This window comes from Bradyrhizobium sp. PUT101, from assembly GCF_052043945.1.
In the GTDB taxonomy this organism is placed as follows: Bacteria; Pseudomonadota; Alphaproteobacteria; order Rhizobiales; family Xanthobacteraceae; genus Bradyrhizobium.
In genome coordinates this window covers 4,041,695-4,064,589 of record NZ_CP197207.1, presented here as the reverse complement: position 1 = coordinate 4,064,589, position 22,895 = coordinate 4,041,695, and the positions used below count along the sequence as shown (strand labels likewise).

General features: G+C 64.7%; 22 protein-coding genes, 1 tRNA gene and 1 pseudogene. 11 read left to right on the top strand and 13 right to left on the bottom strand.

The genetic code is table 11. The annotated features are described in order from the left end of the window. Positions 1 to 2: 2 nt before the first annotated feature. Positions 3 to 338: pseudogene (locus tag ACSHT2_RS19735) on the top strand (SRPBCC family protein); the annotation flags it as partial. A 17-nt stretch (positions 339 to 355) separates the two neighbouring features. Continuing rightward, positions 356 to 1,093 (top strand): DUF899 domain-containing protein, encoded by a 738-nt coding sequence (locus ACSHT2_RS19730; protein WP_440635940.1) that lies wholly within the window; start codon positions 356 to 358, stop codon positions 1,091 to 1,093. Positions 1,094 to 1,246: 153 nt separating this feature from the next. On the opposite strand, the gene ACSHT2_RS19725 is transcribed toward ACSHT2_RS19730, so the two are convergent. Then, positions 1,247 to 2,491 (bottom strand): S1C family serine protease, encoded by a 1,245-nt coding sequence (locus ACSHT2_RS19725; protein WP_440635939.1) that lies wholly within the window; start codon positions 2,489 to 2,491, stop codon positions 1,247 to 1,249. Between the two features lie 202 nt (positions 2,492 to 2,693). Here ACSHT2_RS19725 and ACSHT2_RS19720 point away from each other — a divergent pair, with 202 nt between their 5' ends. The 4 genes from ACSHT2_RS19720 to ACSHT2_RS19705 all read left to right on the top strand — a co-directional run bounded on the left by ACSHT2_RS19720 (position 2,694) and on the right by ACSHT2_RS19705 (position 5,032). Continuing rightward, on the top strand, positions 2,694 to 3,311 hold the full coding sequence (locus ACSHT2_RS19720) for a hypothetical protein (RefSeq protein ID WP_440635937.1): 618 nt from the start codon (positions 2,694 to 2,696) through the stop codon (positions 3,309 to 3,311). Beyond that, positions 3,298 to 3,672 carry a transcriptional regulator gene (locus tag ACSHT2_RS19715; RefSeq protein ID WP_440635936.1) on the top strand — a complete coding sequence of 125 codons (375 nt, stop codon included), beginning with the start codon at positions 3,298 to 3,300 and terminating at the stop codon, positions 3,670 to 3,672. The genes ACSHT2_RS19720 and ACSHT2_RS19715 overlap by 14 nt, the downstream gene beginning before the upstream one ends. A 30-nt stretch (positions 3,673 to 3,702) precedes the next feature. Next, positions 3,703 to 4,443, top strand: coding sequence for a di-trans,poly-cis-decaprenylcistransferase (locus ACSHT2_RS19710; RefSeq protein WP_440635935.1), 741 nt, complete (start codon positions 3,703 to 3,705; stop codon positions 4,441 to 4,443). Positions 4,444 to 4,546: 103 nt separating this feature from the next. Continuing rightward, positions 4,547 to 5,032 carry a Crp/Fnr family transcriptional regulator gene (locus tag ACSHT2_RS19705; protein ID WP_319332979.1) on the top strand — a complete coding sequence of 162 codons (486 nt, stop codon included), beginning with the start codon at positions 4,547 to 4,549 and terminating at the stop codon, positions 5,030 to 5,032. Here the strand turns inward: ACSHT2_RS19705 and ACSHT2_RS19700 are convergent. Further along, positions 4,971 to 5,798: a metallophosphoesterase family protein gene (locus ACSHT2_RS19700; protein WP_440635933.1), complete on the bottom strand. Its 828-nt coding sequence runs from the start codon at positions 5,796 to 5,798 to the stop codon at positions 4,971 to 4,973. The genes ACSHT2_RS19705 and ACSHT2_RS19700 overlap by 62 nt on opposite strands. A gap of 156 nt (positions 5,799 to 5,954) precedes the next feature. On the opposite strand from ACSHT2_RS19700, the gene ACSHT2_RS19695 reads away from it, so the two are divergent. The 3 genes from ACSHT2_RS19695 (at position 5,955) to ACSHT2_RS19685 (ending at position 7,572) form a co-directional block, all read left to right on the top strand. Then, a complete protein-coding gene (locus ACSHT2_RS19695) occupies positions 5,955 to 6,641 on the top strand; it encodes a DNA-3-methyladenine glycosylase I (RefSeq protein WP_440635931.1) in 687 nt (228 codons plus the stop codon). A 28-nt stretch (positions 6,642 to 6,669) separates the two neighbouring features. Further along, a complete protein-coding gene (locus tag ACSHT2_RS19690) occupies positions 6,670 to 6,963 on the top strand; it encodes a DUF1330 domain-containing protein (protein ID WP_440635929.1) in 294 nt (97 codons plus the stop codon). Positions 6,964 to 7,272: 309 nt separating this feature from the next. Then, on the top strand, positions 7,273 to 7,572 hold the full coding sequence (locus tag ACSHT2_RS19685; protein WP_440635928.1) for a hypothetical protein: 300 nt from the start codon (positions 7,273 to 7,275) through the stop codon (positions 7,570 to 7,572). 117 nt (positions 7,573 to 7,689) lie between these two features. On the opposite strand, the gene ACSHT2_RS19680 is transcribed toward ACSHT2_RS19685, so the two are convergent. Together ACSHT2_RS19680 and dinB are read right to left on the bottom strand one after the other, a co-directional pair. Then, positions 7,690 to 9,102: a sensor histidine kinase gene (locus ACSHT2_RS19680; RefSeq protein WP_440635926.1), complete on the bottom strand. Its 1,413-nt coding sequence runs from the start codon at positions 9,100 to 9,102 to the stop codon at positions 7,690 to 7,692. A gap of 106 nt (positions 9,103 to 9,208) precedes the next feature. Then, entirely contained in the window at positions 9,209 to 10,309 is a 1,101-nt protein-coding gene (dinB, locus tag ACSHT2_RS19675; protein ID WP_440635924.1) for a DNA polymerase IV, read from the bottom strand. A 43-nt stretch (positions 10,310 to 10,352) separates the two neighbouring features. Here dinB and ACSHT2_RS19670 point away from each other — a divergent pair, with 43 nt between their 5' ends. Both ACSHT2_RS19670 and ACSHT2_RS19665 read left to right on the top strand, forming a co-directional pair. Next, the gene (locus ACSHT2_RS19670; RefSeq protein WP_440635922.1) at positions 10,353 to 10,796 is read left to right on the top strand and encodes a TspO/MBR family protein; all 444 of its coding nucleotides are present in this window, start codon (positions 10,353 to 10,355) and stop codon (positions 10,794 to 10,796) included. Between the two features lie 95 nt (positions 10,797 to 10,891). Further along, entirely contained in the window at positions 10,892 to 11,101 is a 210-nt protein-coding gene (locus ACSHT2_RS19665; RefSeq protein ID WP_440635920.1) for a hypothetical protein, read from the top strand. A 29-nt stretch (positions 11,102 to 11,130) separates the two neighbouring features. Here ACSHT2_RS19665 and ACSHT2_RS19660 read toward each other — a convergent pair. The 9 genes from ACSHT2_RS19660 to ACSHT2_RS19620 form a co-directional block, all read right to left on the bottom strand. Next, positions 11,131 to 11,207 (bottom strand) — tRNA-Arg (locus tag ACSHT2_RS19660). Between the two features lie 59 nt (positions 11,208 to 11,266). Continuing rightward, positions 11,267 to 12,310, bottom strand: a complete 1,044-nt coding sequence (locus ACSHT2_RS19655; RefSeq protein ID WP_440635919.1) for a sensor domain-containing diguanylate cyclase — start codon at positions 12,308 to 12,310, stop codon at positions 11,267 to 11,269. Further along, positions 12,310 to 15,420 (bottom strand): bifunctional diguanylate cyclase/phosphodiesterase, encoded by a 3,111-nt coding sequence (locus tag ACSHT2_RS19650; RefSeq protein WP_440635917.1) that lies wholly within the window; start codon positions 15,418 to 15,420, stop codon positions 12,310 to 12,312. The genes ACSHT2_RS19655 and ACSHT2_RS19650 overlap by 1 nt, the downstream gene beginning before the upstream one ends. A gap of 174 nt (positions 15,421 to 15,594) precedes the next feature. Next, on the bottom strand, positions 15,595 to 16,680 hold the full coding sequence (locus ACSHT2_RS19645) for a branched-chain amino acid ABC transporter permease (RefSeq protein ID WP_440635916.1): 1,086 nt from the start codon (positions 16,678 to 16,680) through the stop codon (positions 15,595 to 15,597). After that, positions 16,677 to 17,687: a branched-chain amino acid ABC transporter permease gene (locus ACSHT2_RS19640; protein WP_440635914.1), complete on the bottom strand. Its 1,011-nt coding sequence runs from the start codon at positions 17,685 to 17,687 to the stop codon at positions 16,677 to 16,679. The genes ACSHT2_RS19645 and ACSHT2_RS19640 overlap by 4 nt, the downstream gene beginning before the upstream one ends. Continuing rightward, positions 17,684 to 18,406, bottom strand: coding sequence for an ABC transporter ATP-binding protein (locus ACSHT2_RS19635; protein WP_440635913.1), 723 nt, complete (start codon positions 18,404 to 18,406; stop codon positions 17,684 to 17,686). The genes ACSHT2_RS19640 and ACSHT2_RS19635 overlap by 4 nt, the downstream gene beginning before the upstream one ends. Continuing rightward, positions 18,403 to 19,179 carry an ABC transporter ATP-binding protein gene (locus tag ACSHT2_RS19630; protein WP_440635911.1) on the bottom strand — a complete coding sequence of 259 codons (777 nt, stop codon included), beginning with the start codon at positions 19,177 to 19,179 and terminating at the stop codon, positions 18,403 to 18,405. Before ACSHT2_RS19630 ends, ACSHT2_RS19635 begins: the two co-directional genes overlap by 4 nt. Before the next feature lie 163 nt (positions 19,180 to 19,342). Next, on the bottom strand, positions 19,343 to 20,527 hold the full coding sequence (locus ACSHT2_RS19625) for a substrate-binding domain-containing protein (RefSeq protein ID WP_440635909.1): 1,185 nt from the start codon (positions 20,525 to 20,527) through the stop codon (positions 19,343 to 19,345). A gap of 107 nt (positions 20,528 to 20,634) precedes the next feature. Next, entirely contained in the window at positions 20,635 to 22,659 is a 2,025-nt protein-coding gene (locus ACSHT2_RS19620; RefSeq protein ID WP_440635907.1) for an acyl CoA:acetate/3-ketoacid CoA transferase, read from the bottom strand. Positions 22,660 to 22,895 lie beyond the last annotated feature (236 nt).

The following is a 22,895-nucleotide window of genomic DNA, read 5'->3' as shown; positions in this document are numbered from 1 at the left end:
GGTTCGGGCCGCCGAACATGCAGCAGGCGACGCTTCAGGCCGAGCTCGACGTTCGCGTCGGCGGCCGCTACCGCATCAGCTTCACCCGCGACGACGGCGAATATTTCGAGGCCGGCGGCCTTTATCGCGAGGTGGTGCCGAACGAGCTGCTCGTCTTCACCTGGGCCTGGCACTCGACGCCGGAACGCGAATCGCTTGTGACGATCTCGCTGAAGCCGGACGGTGCCGGCACCTTGATGATCTTCCATCACGCCCAGTTCTTCGACGAGACCGCACGCGACAACCACCGGCGCGGCTGGAGCTCGTTCCTCGACAAGCTCGACGCCTTCGTCGCCTGACGCCAAAGGAGAACGCCATGCAGCACCATCAGATCGTCTCGCGCGAGCAATGGATCATCGCACGCAAGGCCCATCTGGCGCGCGAGAAGGAGCTCACGGCGGCCCGCGAGCGCCTCGCAGAGCAGCGCCGCGCCTTGCCCTGGGTCAAGGTCGACAAGGCTTATCAGTTCGACGGGCCGAACGGCATTGTGCCGCTCGGCGACCTGTTCAAAGGCCGTCCGCAGCTGGTCGTGCAGCATGTGATGTTCGCACCCGACTGGGACGCGGCTTGCAAGAGCTGCTCGTTCTGGGCCGACGGGTTCGAACGCATGGTGCCGCACCTGGCCGCGCGCGACACGTCCATGGCCGCGGTCTCGCTGGCACCCAGCGCAAAGCTCGAGGCTTTCAAGAAGCGGATGGGCTGGACTTTCGACTGGGTTTCCTCAGGCGGTACCGACTTCAACCGCGACTGCGGCGTCACGTTCTCGCAGGAGGAGGTTGCGACCGGCGAGCCCAGATACAATTTCGGCACGACCGCGATCTACGGTTCGGAGCTGCCCGGCATCAGCGTGTTCTACCGCGACGACGCCGGTGAGATCTTCCACACCTATTCCTGCTTCGCCCGTGGTCTCGACATGATGAACGCCGCCTATCAATATCTCGACCTCACGCCGCTCGGTCGTCACGAGGAGGGGCTGCCCTATCCGATGGACTGGGTTCGCCTGCGCGACCAGTACGAGCCGCAGGCGGCGAAGGCGTCGCGCTGTCACGAGTGAGGGGCGGGCATGCATCCCTATCACCGGTGTCATCGCCCGGCTTGACCCGGGACCCAGCACTCCGAGACGGTCGTGGTTGAGTCGCGAGGCCGCGGCGTACTGGATTTCCCGCTTTCGCGGGGAATGACAGGGGTGATTGAAGCGCGGCCTACGCTACCGCTTCGCGTCCGCCTGCTCCGTCCCATTGCACGAGATCAGCATCGTATACGGCCGGGCGTTGGCGGCGATGTCGGTGGTTTTGAGCTCGCTCTTCGGCTCGGCGGTCTGATAGGGCACCACGGAATTGTCGAGGAAGTCGCGCAGCACGCCGGTCTTGATGGCGAAATTGATGTTCTCGGGAATGTTTCCCGTCGCAGCGGCGATACGCAATGCCGGGATCTTTCCGGTGACCACGCCCACGACATGGCCGGTGCTATCGAACAGCGGCCCGCCGCTATTCCCGGGCTGTACGGGTGCACTGACCTGCAGGAAACGCGAGTCGTTGCGCATGCCGCTGAGCGAGCTCACGATGCCGGTCGTCACGGTGAAGTCCGAGGTCAGCAGTCCGTGGTAGGGAAAACCGATCGCGACCACGGAATCGCCGGAGCGGATCGAGCGGTCACGAATTCGGGCGAAGTCCTTGAATGTCGTCGTCGACGGTGCCTGCAACAGGGCGAGATCGTTGTTGGAGTCGCTCGACACGATGCGCAGCACCATTGCGGCCTCGCCGGTGAGATTGCCCTTGATGTCACCGGCGCAGCCGTCGACCACATGGTGGTTGGTGACGATGTGCCCGCTCGCGCTCACCACGAAGCCGGTGCCACTCTTGGACCGCGCAGGTTTGCCGCTGGCTGGCGGTGACGCCTGCCTCTCCGCAGTCGCTGCCGGCTTGGCCGCACTTTTGGTGAAGTCGCCGGCCTTGTCGAGCCCGTCAGCTTTTACCTTGCTCACACAATTGGCCAATGCCGAGATGACCGGCCCGGTCGATGTCAGATCGAAATTCAGAACGGCGCGGCCGGCTGTTGCCACCATAAGGCTCGCCTTCTGAAACGTACGCACGACCTTGAGCGGCATGATGGCCGTGAGCATGTTGGACTGATACGCCGTGGCGTACAGCCTGGCTTGCTCCTGTCCGTCAAAGGTCACGTCAATCGCGGCGCTCTCGCCCTTGTTGAAGCGGTAGCTGGGACTCGCAAAGGCGAGAGACCAGGTGCCGGCGGCATTTTGGCTCACGACGAGGATGACGCCGTTCGCATAGGGCGTCGTCGCGGCGCAATGGGAGAAGGCGCCCGTCTGATCATTGCTGAAGGCGCCGCCGATCCAGTTGCCAACACTGACGCTACCGAACGGTCCCGCCGCATTCGCGCCGGCAACACTCACATGCAATACAAACGCAACGGCAAACGACCTCAGCCACATACCAGCCCCCTGGAACGCTCCTGGATCCATCTTATCCGTGAGGGCAGGGGGCGTGCAACCGCCAGTTGCCCGTTCGGATTCGATCCGGCTGTCGCGACATTCGGGCTTGCCTTTGCTTTGCGGCGCCATATACTTTGCAATACAAAGTAACGGGACATCACGTCCCGAAACACCCGGGTGGAACGAGGATTTGGCGTTGCCGATGCGCGATCTCGACAAGGCGCTGGCCGATATCGTGGCGATCCGCAGCCAGATAGCTGCGGGCACCGCCTTCCGCGGCTACGGCCCGGCGACGATGGTGGCGACCGGCGCCGTCGCGCTCATCACCGCGGTTCTGCAGTTCTGGCTGCTGGACGACCCCACCGGCGAGCCGCTCGGATTCTTCATCGGCTGGTTCAGTGCCGCCGTGCTCTCGGGGTTGATGATCGGCATCGAGATGCGGGCGCGTTCGCGCCGTCACCATTCGGGCCTGGCGGACGCCATGATCCATCAGGCGGTCGAGCAGTTCCTGCCGGCGGGCGTTGCCGGCGTGCTGCTCGCGGTGGTGATGTGGAAGTTCGCGAGCGAGACACTGTGGCTGCTCCCGGGCCTGTGGCAGATCCTGGTGTCGCTCGGCATCTTTGCCTCGGTCCGCTCACTGCCGCGCACCGTCGCGCTCGCCGGCGCCTGGTATTTCTTGTCCGGCTTCGCAGTGGTGGTGCTCGCGAGCCGAACTCACACGCTGTCGCCATGGACCATGGGCCTGCCCTTCGTGATCGGGCAATCGGTGATGGCGGCCATTCTGCATTTCGCGTCCGGAGACAACGATGTCGAAGATTGACAGCGCGCCCTTCTCTTACGAAGGACTCGACCGCGTGATCCACGAGAAGGCGAGGCTCGGGCTCCTGACCTCGCTGATGGCGCATCCCAAGGGGCTGGCATTCGGCGATCTCAAGCAGCTCTGCGGCCTCACTGACGGCAATCTCAGCCGGCACCTTGCCGTGCTCCAGGAGGCCGGCCTCGTCGAGATGACCAAGGGCTACGAGGGCAACCGCCCGCACACGACCTGCCGCCTGACCAGGGCCGGCCGCCGCCGTTTCCTCGACTACCTCGCTGTGCTCGAGCGGCTGGTGCGCGACGCGGCGAAAGCCGCCGGCCGCGAGGCGCCGCCGCTCGGCCGCCTCGGTATCGCCTCGACCTGATTCTCCCCCTTATTGACCGGAGACTTTGCAATGCAAAGCGAAGCCACGTCGCGTAACGAGAAGCTTCATGTCGGCATCATCATGGACGGCAACGGCAGATGGGCGACGCGGCGCGGCCTGTCCCGCGTGCGCGGCCACGAGGCCGGCGTCGAGACCATCCGCCGTATCGTCGAGGCCGCGCCCAAGCAGGGCATCGGCACGCTGACGCTTTACGCCTTCTCGGCCGACAATTGGCGGAGGCCGAGGGCCGAGGTCGCGGCGCTGATGACCTTGCTGCGCTTCTATCTTGCCAACGAGGTGCAGAGCCTCGTCAGGAATGGCGTGCGTCTCACCGTGATCGGCCGCCGCGACCGGCTGCCCGACGGCATCGCCACCGCGATCACGCGCGCCGAAGAGGCGACCGCCCGCGGAAGCACGCTGCATCTGCGCATCGCCGTGGATTACTCGGCTCGCGATGCGATCCTCAATGCGGCGGCCAAAGCGGCCGCACTCACCAGCCTCACCCGCGAAGCGTTCTCGCAGCTCGTCACCGGCGAGGCTGGCCTTCGCGACGTCGATCTCATCATCCGCACCTCGGGCGAGAAGCGGCTGTCCGACTTCCTGCTCTGGGAGGGCGCCTATGCCGAGCTGCACTTCACTGAGCGGATGTGGCCCGAATTCGATGCGGGTGATCTCACCGAGGCGCTCGCCGCGTTTCACGGCCGCGAGCGCCGCTTTGGCGGCCTTCGGGCGATCGTGCCGGAGGAGGTGCCTTCGCTCTCGCGGGTGTGACGCACGGCATGCGGGCGCACCCCTCATATGCGTTGATTTGCCGTGTGGCACGGATCATGCTCGGGTCTCGGGCGATGGGGTCCGCAGCGACGGAGCTTCTGCGATGCGCGCAGTCCTGGATTATTGCACCGGCGGAACGGAGCGGCAGGTCGCCGCCGGCACGCTGATTGTCAACGAGGGTGGCACCAGCGGCCATCTCTACGTGCTGGTGCAAGGCAAGCTCGAGGTACTCAAGGGTGAGATGGTGGTGGCTACCGTCACCGAGCCCGGCGCAGTGCTCGGCGAGATGTCCGTGCTGCTGGGCCAGCCGCACACCGCAACCGTGCGGGCCTGCTCCGACGCTATCGTCTATGAGTTCGAGGACGCCGCCTCGTTCCTGGAGAAGGAGCCGGGCGTGGCCCTGCTGATCGCAAAAATGCTGGCGCAGCGGCTCAATGTCGCCAACACCTACCTCGCCGACCTCAAGCGGCAATATGCCGGCCACGGCACGCATCTGGCCATGGTCGGCGAGGTTCTCCAGAGCATGATCAACCTGCCGCCGCTTGAGGTCTCGCCAGGCTCGGATCGGAAATCCGATCCAAGAATGTGAGCCAGTCGGGCGGCGCCTCGATGGGGGTGGCGGGGCGCTTCAGCGGCGCATTGAGGTCGATCCACTGGGCTTCGCCGGCCGCAAGCCAGAACGCCTTGTCCGCGTCGAGGTCGAGAACGATGTAGGCCGGCGGCCGGCCCGGTTGCAGGCCGGTATTGAAAACCCAGGTCTGGCCCAGACGATCGAACCACGAGCCACCGGTGATGAACGGCGACTGGTGCACATGGCCCGAGATCACCATCGACGGCTGGTATTGCATGATCCATTGCACCAGCTCGACGTCGCCGAAAAAGCGTTTGCCGCCCCAGCTCGTCGGCGAATCCGCCGGCGGCGCGTGGTGCGCCCAGATCCAGCGCCGCAGCCGGCCAGCGGCGGCATCGCGCAGTTGCTCGACGATGCGCTGCTGCACCAGGGGCCCGTCCCACCACGGGCACACCGTGAACATTGTGTCGCCGATGCCGAGGCTGTCGCCGTCGCAGGCGATGCCCAGCTCGCGCACCTCCGAAATCCAGCGTGCGATCTTCTCGCCTTCGATGTTGCGCTCGTCGAGGTCGTGATTGCCGGAGCAGAGGATCACGCGGGTCTGCGCGGCAAGCAGCGCGAGGTATTTCTTCACCACCACGATCTGGGCGCGGAAGTCTACCATCGAGCCAATGTCGAGCGCGTCGCCGGCGAAGATCACGAGGTCGAATTGCGGCGCCGCACTGACCAGCCAGTCGAGCTGGGGCAGCGAATAGTGCAGGTCGGCCACGACCAGGCAGCGCATCGAAAGTCCGTCGGCGAGAGCTTGAAAATGTCTGGGAATTCCAGGCGTCACGAAGCAAGAAGCGGACCAGCATGGCCGCTCCTGCGCGTCATCGTTGCAAGGCTGGACCGTTTCATCGAATTCTGATGTCGTGGGCACCCTAACGCGGATGCCCGTATGACCCCCTTCAAGACCATTCGCGCGCGGGCCGAGAAACGCAAGGGCGGGCCCAAGGCGCTGGAGAAACTGATGCCGGCCACGCCGGACCTCGAGCGGCTGGCCAGGCTCGGCGACGACCGCATCCTCGCAGAGATGACCAGGCGGGTGTTCTGCGCCGGCTTCGCCTGGAGCGTGATCGATTCGAAATGGGACGGTTTCGAAGCCGCCTTCCTGCATTTTCAGCCCCCCAAGCTCACCTTCCAGCCCGAAGACTATTGGGAGGGCCTGCTGCGCGACGCGCGCATCGTGCGCAACGGCGCCAAGATCATGTCGGTGCGCGACAATGCCGCTTTCGTCCAGGAGATCGCGAAGGAGCACGGCAGCTTCGGCAAGTTTCTGGCGAAGTGGCCGTCGTCCGACGAGATCGGCCTGCTCGATCTCCTCAACAAGCGTGGCAGCCGGTTAGGGGGCAACACCGGCCAGATGCTGCTGCGCTTCGTCGGCTGGGACGGTTTCGTGACGTCCAAGGACGTGGTGGTCTGCCTGCGCGATGCAGGTCTCGACATTGCCGAAGAGGTCAAGTCGAAGGGCGATCTCGCCAAGGTGCAGGCGCAGTTCAACGCCTGGGCCGGGGAGACCGGCCTGCCCTACACCTATCTGTCACGCATCTGCGCGCTGTCGGTCGGCGAGAACCGCAGCGAGTAGCAACTCGCCACAAACGTCAGGAGAAGCAATGGCCAAAGCATACTGGGTTGCAACCTACCGAGCGATCAAGAATCCCGATGCCATGGCGGCCTACGCCAAACTGTCGCGCCCGGCGATCGAAGCGGCCGGCGGCCGAGTGCTCGCACGCGGGATGCCGGCTGCGGCCTTCGAGCTCGGACAGATGGAGCGCGTCGTTCTCATCGAGTTCGACAGCGTGGAGCACGCCAAGGCGGCGTATGCGAGCCCGGCCTATCAGGCCGCTCACGATTTGCTTGGCGACGGCGCTGACCGCGACATCCGGATCGTCGAAGCCGCCGACTAGCCTGGAGCGTGATCCGGAAAAGTGTGCAGCGGTTTTCCGAAAAGATCATGCTCAAACAATAACCTGAACCGCGATGACGATTCATCCCAATCTCATCGCGCTTTTGCGCCGCGCGCGGACAGATCGTGTGCATCCTGTGGCGATCTCGTGCCGCGAGCGCGGCGGACGCCGCGCCCGATCACGAAATACATTTTGCAGGAACATTTGTCCGCAGCGTCTGTTCGGGACTTTGAGCCAGGCGGACAAGGGCGCAGGGAACGCACGCTCCCGCCCGGGTCAATGAAACCGGATACAGAAACGGAGCAGCTCATGAAGCTTACATCCGAACAGGTGAAGCAGACCGTCAACCAACTCGGCGCTCAGGTGCTGCCCGACGAACATCCCGCGATGCCGCAGCTCAACAGCATGTTCGGCGAGCACACCTTCTTCGTCGACGAGATGGGCCTCAAGGTCCTCGAGCCTGCGGGATCGCTTGGTGCCGACACCGACCGCCAGAGTGGCGAGGTCGTCAGCCTCGCGGATTGGGGCGACTCCAACCTGACGCGCCTGATGGCGCATGAGCCCGAACCGACCGGCGTGATCGTGGTGTTCGAGCACGTGAGGCATTGAGCGGCCCGAGCGGATCGACCTCCATCGGTGGCGGGCCTGAAAATCCGTCACCGTCGGTCGCACTTGGCGAGCGCTCTGTTTTCGCTTCCTGAGGCGGCTCCAGCATGGCCGCCGGAATCATGCCTGGAGCGGGATCTCGATGGCGATCTGAGTCCCCGGACCCGTCGTACTCTCGAGACGCAGGCGCCCGTTCAGAGATGAGGCCACCAGATTAAAGGCGATGTGGAGCCCCAGGCCGGCATGGCCGCTCTCCCGACTTGTCGTGACGAACGGATCGAAGATATGCGCCTGTAATTCGTCGGGAATTCCGACGCCTTCATCAGCACAGACGAGGCGGACGGATGTCGGGTCCGGCTGGCTGGCTGTGATGACAAACCGGCCACCTCTCTTGTCGGGATACGCATGCCCTGCGGTATTGAGGGCGAGATTGCTGATCACCTGAGCAAGCGCTCCGGGGTAGCTGTTGAGCTTGATTCCCGCCGGGCATCGGACCTCGACCGTCAGGCCATGATGCGACAGCAATGGCCCGAGCCTGGACGTCAACTCCGACAGCCAATCCTTGAGCTCGAACGTCCGCCGGTCCTCATCGGCTTGATGCACGGCGACCTGCCTGAAGCTGTGCACCATCTCGGATGCGCGGTGCAGATTGTCGAAGGTCAGGTTGAGCCCCTGCTTGAGCCTGTCGATGCCCTTGGTCAGATCGGAACGCCGGACCGATGCTCCGCCCAATGCGTCAGCCATCGTTTGCAGGTCGGTCTGCATGGTGGTCGAGGTCGTCAGGGCGACGCCGAGCGGGGTGCTGACCTCGTGCGCGACACCAGCCACCAATTGGCCGAGCGAGGCGAGCTTTTCGGCCTGCACGAGCTGCTCCTGGGTCGCGCGCAGATCGCGCAGCGATTTCTCCGAGCGTTCCTTTTCCCGCTGCAGCGCCTCCGACGTCCGGAATTGTCTTCGCGCCCGGTACTCGCGCGCAGCCACGGCGTAGAGCGACAAGGCGTAGGCGTTACCGACGAGAGAATGATTGATGAATCTCAGGCCCGCCGGCAGCGCCGGCGCGAGCGTCTCGGCGACGATCAGTGCCAGCCACGACAGCACGCAGAAAATCGCCAGCGAGCCGATCCGCAATGGCAGCATGGTCGAGACGAACAGGATGATCATCATCATGCCGGGCGCGGCAAACGTGAAGCCCGACGGCAGCACCAGATAAATGCTGGGCAGGATGCAGCCGGGAATGACGCAATAGACGAGGAAAATCGTCTCTGCCCACGGCTTCATCCATCGCCGTGACAGCAGCGCCGTCAGCGGCAGCAGGATGAACGCGGCCGTGCCGCCGCGGATTGCGAGCGTGATCGGAACCACTTCGGGGTAAAGCACCCAATCCCAGAGCGTGTAGCCGGCATAGGTGGCGGCGCCGAGCAGCATTGCGATCTGCGTCCATCCGAGACTGCCCCGGACATATTGGTCGACAAACCGCCGCTCCTCGATGCGGTCTTCGAAGCGCAGTCCGAGGCGTATCAATAAGGCAAGCATTCCAACATCAATCGCGAAAAGACCTGTTTGACGTCTCTACGACAGGTTTTGGGCCGCGTCGCTGATAAAGATGTCGCGTTCGCCGAAGGGGCCCCTCCGGCCGGAATCAGATACCCAGCGTCAACTGCGGCTCCGAATCGCCACCGACCTGGAGCGAAGACAGCGAGACCCCCAACAGCCTGACGCGCTTGGGCAGCGGCATCTCGGCTTCGAGGAGGCCGCAGGCCAGCCGCTCCACTTCGTCCCGGCCTGCAACGGCCGCAGCGACGGACCTGCTGCGCGTGATGATCTCGAAGTCGGCGAACTTGATCTTCAGGGTAACGGTGCGGCCCCGGTTGCCGGTCGCCTCGCAATGGCGCCAGACCTTGTCGACGAGAGGCCTGAGTTCGGCGACCAGCGCGTCGAATGCGTCGAGGTCGATCGAGAACGTGTTCTCCGCGCCGATCGACTTTCGGATCCGGTTGGCCCGCACCGGCCGCTCGTCGACGCCGCGTGAGATCCAATAGTAATAGGCGCCGGACTTGCCGAAATTCGCGTTCATGAACTCCAGCGTCTGGTTACGGATGTCGCGGCCGGTGAACAGGCCAAGCGCGTTCATCTTCGTAGCTGTCGCCGGACCGATCCCGTGGAACTTGCCGACCGGCAGCGTCTCGACGAAGGCCGGCCCCATCTCCGGCGAGATCACGAATTGACCGTTGGGCTTGCGATGATCCGAGGCGAGCTTGGCCAGAAACTTGTTGTAAGAGATGCCCGCCGAAGCGTTGAGCCCCGTCTCGGCCTTGATCTTCTCGCGGACCTTCAGCGCGATGTCCCGCGCCAGCGGGATGCCTTGCAGGTTCTCCGTCACGTCGAGATAGGCTTCATCCAGCGACAACGGCTCGACGATGGGCGTGTGCTCGGCAAAGATGTCGCGGATCTGCCTGCTGATCGCCTTGTAGACCTCGAAGCGCGGCTTGACGAAGATCAGATCGGGACATTGCCGCCTGGCCGTCACCGATGGCATGGCGGAGCGAACGCCGAACTTGCGGGCCTCGTAGCTCGCGGCTGCGACGACGCCGCGTTCCGCGGAGCCTCCGACGGCGACCGGCCTTCCGCGCAGCTCCGGATTGTCCCGTTGCTCCACCGACGCATAGAAGGCATCCATGTCGATATGGATGATCTTGCGCACCGGCAAGGCGTCGCCGGTCACCGTGTCGGATTCGCTCATGGAAAGATGATACAATCGGGCAGGAAGAAGCGCGAGGTGATGGATGCTTCAGTTGTTGGTCTTCGTCGTCGCCGTGGTCGGCATCGGCTGGCTGATCGGCGCGACCAATCTCCCCGGAGAGTGGTATGCGGGCCTGGCCAAGCCGGATTTCGTGCCGCCGAACTGGGCGTTTCCGGTGGCCTGGACCATCCTTTACATCATGATCGCCGTCGCGGGCTGGCGGACCTATCGTCGTGCTCCGTCGGGAAAGGCGATGCTGGTCTGGACGGCCCAGCTGGCGCTCAATTTCATCTGGTCTCCGGTCATGTTCACGATGCACCAGATCGGAGCCGCGCTCGTCATCCTCATCGGCCTGTTCGTCGCGATCGTGACCTACATCGGCCTCGAGCTATCACGAGACAGGCTGGCAGCCGCCTTGTTCGTGCCTTACGCCGCCTGGGTCGCGTTTGCCGGCGTGCTCAATGCGGCGATCTGGCGTTTGAATTGAGACGTTCATTCTCAATCAATCTCAAACAGCACTCCCAGGCTTGTGAGTGGCAAGCATGGGCACGCGATCTAATATGAGCCCGCGGAGGACAGCCAATGCAATACAGCTCCGAGCTCATTCAGACGATGCGTCAGGCCCTGGAAACCGTGATGGCGAACGTGCCGGCCCATCAATCGGTCTTCGGTCTCAAAGCGGCCGTGGCCGAATGCATCCTGAAAGCCGCCGCACACGGCCAAACGTCGTATGACGGACTGGTGACGTCCGCCTCCGACCAGATCCAGGCGATCGTCGCGATGCTGACGTGAGTGTCGGCATGAAAACCGCTGGCAAAATCTGGCGCACCCGACACGATTCGAACGTGTGACCTTTGCCTTCGGAGGGCAACGCTCTATCCAGCTGAGCTACGGGTGCAGTGGGATTTCATTTAGCCGATTGACGAGGGGTGGGCAACCGCTTCTCGCCGCATGCGCTCAAGCCGATTTGCGCCTGACAGGGGCCGGAACCGCTGCCGCCTCCCGGCCGAGGGCGGCGAACTCGGCCAGCACCCGTTCGGCGCAGATGACGCGGTTGCGGCCGAGCCGTTTGGCCACATAGAGCGCCTCGTCGGCGGCGCCCAGCAGCCGGTCGGGGCCGCCGTCGGCACCGTCGGGAATGTGGCTCGCGACGCCGACGCTGAGGGTGACGTGGTCGCCGGCGCCCGCGGCGCCGTGGGCGATCTGCAGGGCCATGACGGCGCAGCGGATCTCCTCGGCCACTTTGCAGGCCGTGTCGCAAGCCATGTCCGGCAGGATCAGCGCGAACTCCTCGCCGCCATAGCGGCTGGCGAGGTCGAGCGGACGCACGGCGTGCCGGCTGACGACAGCGGCAACCGCGCGCAGGCACTCGTCGCCCTTCTGGTGACCGTGGCGGTCGTTGAACAGCTTGAAATGGTCGACATCGACGAACAGCAGCGCCAGCGGCTTCTGCGTGCGCTGGGCGCGCGCCCATTCGTCCGACAGCATCTGGTCGAAGGAGCGGCGGTTCGCCAGGCCGGTCAGCCCGTCCTTGGTGGCGAGCTCCTTCAGCGCCATCTCGGCGCGCTTCTGGTCGGTGAGGTCGCGCAGCGTCTCCACCACCGCGATCAGCCGGCCGGCCTCGTCGTGGATCGGGCCGGCGTCGATGGCGAGATAGAGCTGGCTGCCGAGCTTCGGCATCACGCACCAGTTCTCCGCGGAAAAGCCGAGCCCGTTATGGCCGCGCGCCGCATATTCCGAATAGTACTCCGGCAGCTGCTCGGGACGGTCGAGCGCGACGAGGTCTGCAAGGCATGGGCGTCTGGTCTCGTAGAAGGCCTGCCAGTGCTTGCTGGTGCCGATCACTTCGGAGGCGGCGACGCCGGTCAATCGCTCGCAGGCCCTGTTCCAGATCACGACGCGTCGCTTCGGGTCGATCACGAAGGTCGGCACCACCAGATGCTGCATCAGCCGCACCGCGTGGGAATCCGCGACATCGATGATCTTGCGCGACTTCGCCATCACGCCACCGCAGCCACCGGCACGGGGGCGTCGGGGCCGAACAGCTTTCGCACCTCACTGGCCGGCTTCGGCGGGCTGAACAGATAGCCCTGCATCTGCGTGCAGCCGAGCGCGCGCAGCATGTCGCGCTGTGCCTCGGTCTCGACACCCTCGGCAACCGTGGTCATGCTGCTGGCGGCCGCAATGTTCACCACCGCCTGCACGATCACGGGCGAGCCGCTCTCCTCTGCGATGTCGGCGACGAAGCAACGGTCGATCTTGATCTTGTCGAACGGGAAGCGCTTCAGATAGCTCAGCGAGGAGTAGCCGGTGCCGAAATCGTCGAGCGCGATGCGCACGCCGATCGAGCGGAGCTGATGCAGGATCGAGAGCGCCGCCTCGTCGTCGCGGATCAGCACGGCCTCGGTGATCTCGAGCTCGAGCCGACGCGGGTTCAGCCCGGAGGCGGCGAGCGCGCCCGCAATCCGCAGCGCCAGCGTGTCGCATTTGAGCTGCACCGGCGAGACGTTGACCGCGACGCGCACATGCGCCGGCCAGGTCGCGGCCTCGTCGCAGGCCATCCGCAACACCCAGTCGCCGAGCTCGTTGATCAGGCCGGTGTCCTCGGCGACCGGAATGAACTCCGCCGGCGACACCATGCCGCGCTCGGGATGCCGCCAGCGCAGCAGCGCCTCGCAGCCGGATACTTCGTTGGTGCGCAGGTCGACCAGCGGCTGATAGTGAATCTCGAAGCCGCCATTCAGGAGTGCCTGCCGCAAATCCAGCTCCATGCTCAGGCGCGCCTTGGCGCTCGCATCCATCTCCGGCTCGAAGAAGCGGTGGGTGCGACGTCCATTGGCCTTGGCGCCGTACATCGCGAGGTCGGCGTTCTTGATCAGCTGATCGAGATCGGCGCCATCCTGCGGCGCCAGCGCAATTCCGATGCTGGCATCGGTGGAGAGCTGGTGGCCGAGACACCGATAGGGCTGCCGAATCGCCTGGTAGATCCGCGCCACGAAGGACAGCACGTCGGCGGGGGATTCGATCCCGGTCTGGATCACCGCGAATTCGTCGCCGCCGAGCCGCGCGATCAGATCGCCTTGCTTGAGGCAGCCGCGAAGACGGTTCGCGATCGCCTTCAACAACTCGTCACCGACGTGGTGGCCGAGCGAGTCGTTGATGCCCTTGAATTCGTCGACGTCGATGTAGAGCAGCGCGAACTGCTCGCCGCCGGCGACCTTCACCAGCTCCCGTTCGATCTGCTCGCGGAACAAGGTCCGGTTCGGCAGGTCGGTCAGCGCATCGTAATGCGCCAGATGTGCAATCTTCTCGTCGGCGCGACGCTGCTCGGTGACGTCCTCGATGACATGGATGAGATAGCGCGGTTCGCCGGCTTCATCGCGAATGCCGATCCGGGTCGACGTGATGTAGCGCGGCCCCGTGCCCGGCATCTGCCAGGCGTGTTCGTCCTTGAACAATTCCTTGGCCGATTCCAGCGCGCTGCTGTCGTCTTCGGTGATACGGGCGGCGAGCGCCTCGGGGAAGATGTCGAACGCGGTCTTGCCGGCGACATCCTGACGAGACTGGCCGAACAGCTGTTCGGCAACGCCGTTGAGCAGCAGATATTGCCGCGTACGCGCATCCTTCACGGTGATCTGCGAGGGGATATGGTCGATGATCTCGCGCAGGAAGGTGTAGTTGCGGTCGCGCTCCTGTTCCAGGTTGCGGCGCTCGGTGATGTCTTCGGTCGTGGCGACCCACCCACCCTGTGCGAGCGGCGTGTTGATGACCTGGAAGGCGCGGCCGCTAGCCAACTGATGGATTCGTGTCGAGACCGTGCCTTCGGCGACGATCCTCATGACGTCGGCGCAGAATGCCTCGACGTCGCCATCGAACGCGTCACGTTCCTTGCGATGATACATCGCCTCACGGATGTGGCAGCCCGGCTTGATGACGTCGTGGGAGAGGCCGAACATGTCGACGTAGCGGCGGTTGCAGGTGACGATGTAACCCGCGGCGTCGTACAGGATCAGCCCCTGCGACATGTTGTTGAGGGCGGTGTCGAGCCGGAGCCGCTCCGCTTCCAGCCGCTCCTGGGCGTCGCGGTTCTGCCGGTTGATCTGGCGGATGATCAGATACAGGATCAGCGCGATGACGGCGGCTGAAAGCGCGGCGGTCGTGACCATGAAGCCGGTCTGCTGCCGCCAGTCCGCAAGCGCCGCTGCCGTGGTGTTGGTGCCGACGATGACCAGCGGGAAATGCGTCAGCGACGCCGCCGAGCCGAGCCGCTCCTCGCCGTCGATGAGGCTCTTGACGCGGAGCGTCTGCTGACCGCCTTCGGTCAGCACCTTCCGCATCAGTGGCGCATCCCTGAAGCTTCGCCCGATCAGCTCTTCGCGATGCGGATAGCGCGCAAGCATCTTGCCGTCGCTATCGAACAGCGAGATGGCCGTACCCTCGGCGAGCGCGACAGACGCGAAATACTGCCGGTAGCTGTCCGGGTCGATCCGGCGAACCATCGCGCCGAGGAAGGTCCCGTCGGCGCCGGTCAGCCGGCGTGCGACGATCGTGGTCCACTTGCCGATGATGAAGCTACGGACGGATTCCAGCAGCACCGGTTCGGACTGCGGATTGGCCTTGAACGCCTGAAAGTACGCCCGGGACGAAATGTTGATCCTGGGCAGTGGCTGGGCCCGCGACCAGTTGATCAGTTCGCCGTCGGCATCATAGATCGCGATATCGCCGAGATGGGATATCGAGCTTATCTTGTTGCGCAGCATCTGGTTTGCTGCGGGTCCGGACATGCGCTCACGGAACATCGCCGGCGAGGCGATCTCCGCCAATTCCATCTGCATGATCAGATCGGCGGCGACGACATCGGAATCTTCGAATTGCTGATCGAAGTGCCGCGCGATCAGCTGCACCGCGTTTTCGAGCTCGCGTTCGCGGTTGGCGAGGGTCCGCTCGCGAAATTCGCCGACGGCCATGGCCGTGACGGCGAAGATTCCGGCGACCAGCAACACGCCGCACAGAGTCAACCACAGGACAGGACTACGTCGCGCCAAAGCCTCCCAGCCGCTCCTTGCAGCTAGAGACATTCCGGCAGTCACCGTAGAAAAGACTTGGCGCATTCCACCTCACACGAGGAACAGAAATACACCGCACAAATGGCGCAAACCTTAGGAAAGCAAGTTACCCAAGCATTAATCCGGTTGAGCAACGGCGTCCGCATGTCGCGCGGCGGGAAGCCCGTCACGGTTGTGTGGCGCGCGCAGTAAACGCCGCGCTGCATCATTAATTGCGGCTTAATGCGAGCTGCCGGCGCTCTTGTCGCCGCCGGCCTGGCGCAGCCGCCCGACCACGCCGGTCGGGAAGAAATAGACGCTGGCGATGAACAGCAACCCCAGCCACAGCAGCCAGCGGTCGGGATGCAACAGCCCCGGCAGCAGCGGCAGGCCGGCTTCGCCCGCCGCGTTGGAGGCAACGCCCATGAGCGACTGCAGATAGTTCTGGGCGAGGATGAAGATGGTGGCGCCGATGATCGCGCCGTAGATCGTGCCCATGCCGCCGATCACGACCATCAGCAGAATGTCCAGCATGATCGAGAAGCTCAGCGAGGTATCGGGGCCGGCATAGCGCAGCCACAGCGCGTTCAGGATGCCGGCGCTGGCGGCCACGAGCGCCGCGAGGCAGTTGGCGTAGGTCAGGTGGAACACGGTGCGAAAGCCGAGCGCCTCGGCGCGAAACCGGTTCTCGCGGATCGCCTGGAGCACGCGCCCGAACGGCGAGTTCACGACGCGCAGCAAAGCGAGGATCATCAGCGCCGAAACGGCGAACACCAGATAGAAGGTCAGGATCCGGCCGTTGATCTCGAAGCCGAACAGGCTCTTGGGGATCAGCACGGTGCCGGGGCGCAGCAGCTCCGGCAACTGAAAACTGCGCCCGTCCTCTCCGCCCGTCAGCCAGGACAGCTGCGAGGCCAGCACCTGGAAGGCGGATGCCACGGCCAGCGTGATCATGGCGAAGAAGATCGCCGCGACGCGCAGCGAAAAGAGCCCGATGGCGAGCGCGAGCAGAGCCGCGAGCGGCAGGCCGACGACGATTCCGGTTGCGACCGCGGCCCAGTTCGGGCCCATCCCGTACAGCGCAATCGCGATGGCGTAGCTGCCGATGCCGTAGAACATGGTGTGGGCGAACGACACTGAGCCGGTATAGCCGAGCAGGAGGTCGTAGGAGGCGACCAGCGCGGCGAAGACGCAGATCTTGGCTGCGACGTTCAGCGCCTTGGCACCCGGAAACAGGAACGGCGTCGCCGCCAGCGCCAGGATGATGACGACGAGAACGAGAGTGAGCACGCGGCTCCGCGGCGGATCGCCTGAGAGGATCATCATCGGCTGGTCACCGCATAGAGGCCGCGCGGCCGCCACATCAGAATGGCGACCATCAGCAGAATATTGGACACGAGGGCGAGTTTTGGCACCAGGAAGCCGCCGTAATTGGCAACCATGGCGACCAGGATGGCGCCGATGAAGCAGCCGCCGATCGACCCCAGGCCGCCGATGATGACGACGATGAAAATGAGCACCGTGAGGTCGTCGCTCATGGAGGCGTGCACCTGTTCGCGATAGAGCGCCCACATCACGCCGCCGAGACCGGCCAGCGCCGACCCCGTCATGAACACGCCGAGGAACAGGCGGCGGATGCGGTAGCCGAGCGCCTCCACCATCTCGCGGTTCTCGACGCCGGCGCGGATCAGAAGCCCGAGCTTGGTGCGGTTGAGCACGAGCTGGATCGCGATGAATACGGCAAGGCCGATCAGCATCGCCAGCACGCGGTACTTGGCGATCGCGACGTCGCCGAGAATGAAGGAGCCGCGCAGCGACGTCGGCAGCGGCATGGGGATGATCTGTGGTCCCCACAGCGCATAGAGCGTCTGCTCGGCGACGATCAGGCCGCCGGTCGTCATCAGGATCTGCTTCAGATGCTGGCCGTAGACCGGAAGGATCAGCACGCGTTCGACGACCAGGCCGAGGGCGCCGGAGACCGCCATCGAGAGCAGCGCGGCCGGGGCCAGCACCGCGAGGTTCATCCAGAGCGAATCCGCCTGAATGGAAGCCGCGAACGGGGCCAGCACCAGCGTGGCGACATAGGCGCCGACGGCGATGAAGGCGCCGTGGCCGAAATTGAGCACGTCCATCAGACCGAACACGAGTGTGAGTCCGGAGGCCATGATGAAGATCATCATGCCCATGGCAAGGCTCGCGGCGGTCAGCGTCAGCCAGGAAGAGGTCGAGCCGATCAGCGGGATCATAAGAAGGGCGAGCGCGACCGGCAGCAGGATCGGGGCGATGTCGCGCTTCGGCTTCGGCAGCGGATCGTTTGCGGCAAGGTCAGTCACTGATGCGCCTCCAGGCTCAGGCCGAGCAGCCGCTCTTGCAGCGGCACGTCGGCGGCGAGCGCCGCCATCTCGCCGCGATGGACGATGGTGCCGTTGTCCATGACCAGCACGTTGTCGCCGAGCTCGCGGGCGGCAAAGAAATTCTGCTCGACCATCAGGATCGTCGCGCCCTTGCGCTTGATCTCCTTCAGGCACTCGATCAGCGCCATGACGATGGCCGGCGCCAGCCCCTTGGTCGGCTCGTCGATCAAGAGGAGCTTGCGCGGCTCGATGATGGCGCGCGCGATGGACAGCATCTGCTTCTGCCCGCCCGAGAGGCTTCCCGCGCGCGACAGCCAGAAGCGGCGCAGCGCCGGAAAGAAGCCGAAGATCCAGTCGAGCCGGGTGTCGTCGAGCGGCCCGTCGCGGGCCGCGAGCACGAGGTTCTCCTTCACCGTGAGATCGGAGAACACCGCCATGCTCTCCGGCACGTAGCCGACGCCGAGCCGCGCGATGTCGGGCGTGGCAAGGCTCTCGATGCGCATCCCGGCCAGGGTGATCTCGCCTTTCGAGGCCTGCCACAGGCCCATGATGGTGCGCAGCGTCGTGGTCTTGCCGGCGCCGTTGCGGCCGAGCAGCATCGTGACCTGTCCTTGCGGGACTACGAGGTCGATGCCCTGGAGGATGTGGTAGCGGCCGATATGGGTGTGCACGCCGGAGAGCTTCAGGAGATCGGTCATGCTGCGCTCTCTGCAGCGTTCTTGGGGGCGACGCCGAGATAGGCTTCCTGCACGATCGGCGAGGCGATCACCTCGGCCGGCGGGCCGTCGGCGACGAGCTGGCCGTTATGCAGCACGATGATGCGGTCGGCGAGCGAGCGCACCACGTCCATCTTGTGCTCGACGAGAAGGATGATCTTGCTCGTGTCCTGCTTGAGCTGCGCGATGAGGTCGAGGACGACGGGCACCTCGTCGATGCTCATGCCGGCGGTCGGCTCGTCGAACATGAACACTCTCGGCTCCAGCGCGATCATCAGCGCGACCTCGAGCTTGCGCTGGTCGCCATGGGACAGTGCGGTCGCGGCGACGCCGCGGCGGCCGCCGAGCGCGACCCGGTCGAGGATGGCGTCGGCGCGCGCGATCAGGTCGCGGCGGACCATCCAGGGCCGCAGCATGTCGTAATGAGTGCCGCTCGCGGCCTGCACTGCGAGGCGCACGTTCTCTTCCACCGACAGGTTCGGGAACAGGTTGGTGAGCTGGAAGGCACGGCCGAGGCCCGCGCGGGTGCGCATCGGCGCGGACTGCCCCGTGATGTCGGTGCCGTCGAACAGGATGCTGCCGCTCGTGGCGCGGAGCTGGCCCGAGATCAGATTGAAATAGGTGGTCTTGCCGGCGCCGTTCGGCCCGACGATGGCGGTGAGCTCGCCCGGGCGAAACGTGCAGGAAACGTTGTTGACCGCGACATGGCCGCCGAAGCGAATGGTGAGGTCGCGGGTTTTGAGGGTGAGCGGCATTGCGAGTCTGACGAGTTTGGGATGTATCCGTGATCACGGAGCGCTCCCTCCCCCGCTTGCGGGGAGGGTCGGGGAGAGGGTGTCTCCGCGGGCGAGAACCCACAAGAGGAGAAAGCCCTCTCCCGGCCTCTCCCGCAAGCGGGAGAGGTGAAGCAAGAAAACCTCAGCGCTTGTTCTTGATCGGAACGTTCATGTCCTCGATCTTCAGCTCGCGCACCGGCTCGAGCACGGCCCAGGCGACGTTCGGATCGACCTTGACCTTGAAGTGATACATGCTCTGCAGCGCCTGATGATCTTCTTTGCGGAACACCATCTTGCCCTTCGGCGTATCGAACTCCATGCCTTCCATCGCCGTGATCAGCTTCTCGGTGTCGGTCGACTTCGCCTTGGTGACTGCGGCGACGACGGACATCGCGGCGGCGAAGCCGCCCGCGGTGAAGAAGTCCGGCGGGGCGTTGAAGCGCTTCTGGTGCTCGGCGACCAGCCAGTCATTCACGGGGTTCTTCGGAATGTCATAGAAGTAGTAGGTCGCGCCTTCCATGCCGGGCAGGCCCTTATAGGCGGCGAGCGCGGGCAGGATGTTGCCACCGGTGGAGAGCTCGATGCCGTAGCGCTTCGGGTCCATGTCCTGGAGCTTGGCCAGCGGATTGCCGGCGCCGGCCCAGATCACCCAGATCACCTTGCGGCCCGGCTTGTCCTTCAGCGCGTCGAACAGGCGCTGGCCGACGGCGGTGAAGTCGGTAGTCGAGGTCGGGGCATACTCCTCGGCGGCGAGCGTCGCGCCGGTCTTGGCGAGCGCCTCCTTGAAGGCAGCGACGCCGTCACGGCCGAACGCGTAGTCCTGCGCCAGCGTCGCCACGGTGACGCCCTGCTTGCCGATCGCGACCGCGTTGGAGATCGCGTCCTGCGAGGAGTTGCGCGCGGTGCGGAAGATGTAGCGATTCCACTTTTCGCCGGTAATCTGGTCCGCGACCGCGGGCTCGACGATCAGGATCTTCTTGTTCTCCTCGGCGACCGGGAGAATGGCGAGCGCCGCCGCCGACGAGGTCGTGCCGATCGCGATGTCGGCCTTGTCGTCCTGATAGGCCTCCGCGAGCGCCGCTTTGGCCAGATCCGGCTTGCCCTGATCGTCCTTGGTGATGACGACGATCTTGCGGCCGTCGAGCGTCATGGTGCCCTTGGTGGCGTATTCCAAGCCCATCTTCAGGCCGGTCTCGGTCTGCTTGGCGTAGGCCTCGAGCGGACCGGTCTTGCCGTAGATCAGCGCGATCTTGAGATCGTCGGCCTGCGCGGAGGTGCCCGCGGCAAGCGCGAGAATAGTTGTTGTTATGATGAGTGATCGACGCACGATGGTCCCTCCTGATCTGAAGTTTCTCGGTAACAGCGATTTGCACAAGCTTGCGAACATTGCAATTGAACCTTCCGGTGGAGCGGGCTGGCCTTTGCGGGCATGCATCATTTTTGGGCCTGCCTCGCTGCGCCGGCCTCGACCTGGCGCCAGTCCGACTGCGCTTCCTCCGCGCTTTCGAAGATGTGCGGCGCGACGCCGCGTTTCTCCAGGGCTTCACCAAGCTTGATGCGCAGGAAGCCCGACGTGGTGTAGCGCGACACGCCGGAATAGAAGCGGTCGACGAGGCTGCGCACCATGGCTGAATAATCGTCCATCAGCTCCGGCAGGATGGAAAAGTTGTCATAATTGACGATGGCGTAGACCCGCCGGCCGAGCGGCGCCAGCATGGCCTCGACGAGGGACGCGATGGTGTCGATCTCGGCCTTGCTGCGTAGCGGATAGCGTTCCAGATTGACGAAGAACAGGTTCTGCTGCTCGTCCAGCGTGAAGCGCTGGTCGAGCGGGATGGTGAGCAGGCGCTCGCGCAGATCCATCAGACCCTCGCCGAAGATGCGCGCGTCCATCAGCACAGGGTCGCGCGGGATCAGCGGCTTGAAATCCATCAGGCGCAGGATGTCGCGCTCGATGTCGATGCCGGGCGCGATTTCGGTGAGCTGGAGCCCGTCGTCCCTGAGCTCGAACACGCAGCGCTCGGTGACGTACAGCGTGCGTTGCTTGCGCGCGGCGGCAAACGGGCCGCTGAAGGTGACGTGCTCGACGCTGTCGACGAACTTGCGCGACCTGGCTTCGTCGAGGATGACGAGCTTCCCGTCCCGCACCGCGATGCGTTGCTTGCCCGCGCCGAACGTGCCGACGAAGACGACCTCCTTGGCGTTCTGGCTGATGTTGATGAAGCCGCCGGCACCAGCCAGCTTCGGCCCGAACTTGCTGACATTGAGGTTGCCGGCGCGGTCGACCTGGGCAAGCCCGAGGAAAGCGGCATCGAGACCGCCGCCGTCGTAGAAGTCGAACTGGTAGGGCTGGTCGATCACCGCCTGCGTGTTGATCGCCGCGCCGAAATCGATGCCGCTCGCCGGGATGCCGCCGATCACGCCCGGCTCCGCCGTCAGCGTGATGAGATCGATGGTCCGCTCCTCATTGGCGACCGAGGCGATCCCCTCCGGCATGCCGATGCCGAGATTGACGACGCTGTTGGCCTTCAGCTCGAGCGCGGCGCGCCGGGCGATGATCTTGCGCTCGCTGATCGGCATCACCGGCAGAGAGGTGGCGCGGACGCGGATCTCACTGCTGAAAGCCGGATTGTATTGCGTGCCAAAAGTCTGCCAGTGGTTCTCCGGCCTTGCCACGACGACGCAGTCGACCAGGATGCCGGGAATCTTGACCTGGCGCGGATTGAGGCTGCCGGCCTCGGCGACGCGCTCGACCTGGGCGATGACGATGCCGCCGGAATTATGCGCCGCCATGGCGATGGCCAGCGCCTCGAGCGTCAGCGCTTCTTTCTCCATGGTGAGGTTGCCGTCGGGATCGCCGGTGGTGGCGCGGATGATCCCGACCTGAATCGGAAACGTCTTGTAGAGCAGGCAGTCCTCGCCGCCGATCTTGATCAGCTCCACCATGTCTTCGGTGGTGCGTGCGTTCAGCTTGCCGCCGCCGTGCCGGGGGTCGACGAAGGTACCCATGCCGACGCGGGTGATGTGGCCGGGCCGGTGCGCGGCGATGTCGCGGAACAGATGCGTGATCACGCCCTGCGGCAGGTTATAGGCCTCGATCTGGTTCGCGATCGCGAGCTGCTGCAATTTCGGCGCAAGGCCCCAGTGCCCGCCGATCACGCGCCGGACCAGGCCTTCATGCGCGAAATGATTGAGGCCGCGCTGTTTGCCGTCGCCTTGCCCGGCCGCATAGACCAGCGTCAAGTTGTGCGGCTTGCCCTGCGTATAGGGTGCATCGCCCTCGTGGGACAGATAGAGCTCCTCCAGCGCGATCGCGATCTCCTCGGCAAAGCCGATGCCGACGAAGCCGCCGGTCGCCACGGTGTCGCCGTCGCGGATCAGCATGACGGCTTCGGCCGCCGACACGACCTTGCCCTTCTCGGAATTGCGCAAGTAAGGCAGAGCTGGGTGCTGGCTCACGGCGTTCCTCCCGATCCCTTCGACCGTATGCCGTTCTTGTTTTACGTTGATCTTATCGTGGAGATCGGCCCTGGAACAGCTTGCTCCCCGCGAGAGAAGGCAGCAGAGAGCAAGGTCCGCGCCAGTTGCCGCGAATGCGCGGAAGCGGCCAAAGTTATGGCAGTTTCCGCATCTCCGCGGCCAAAGAGTGGCCGGACACCGTGTCCGGAATCCGAGACTCCGGACACGGGGAGTCT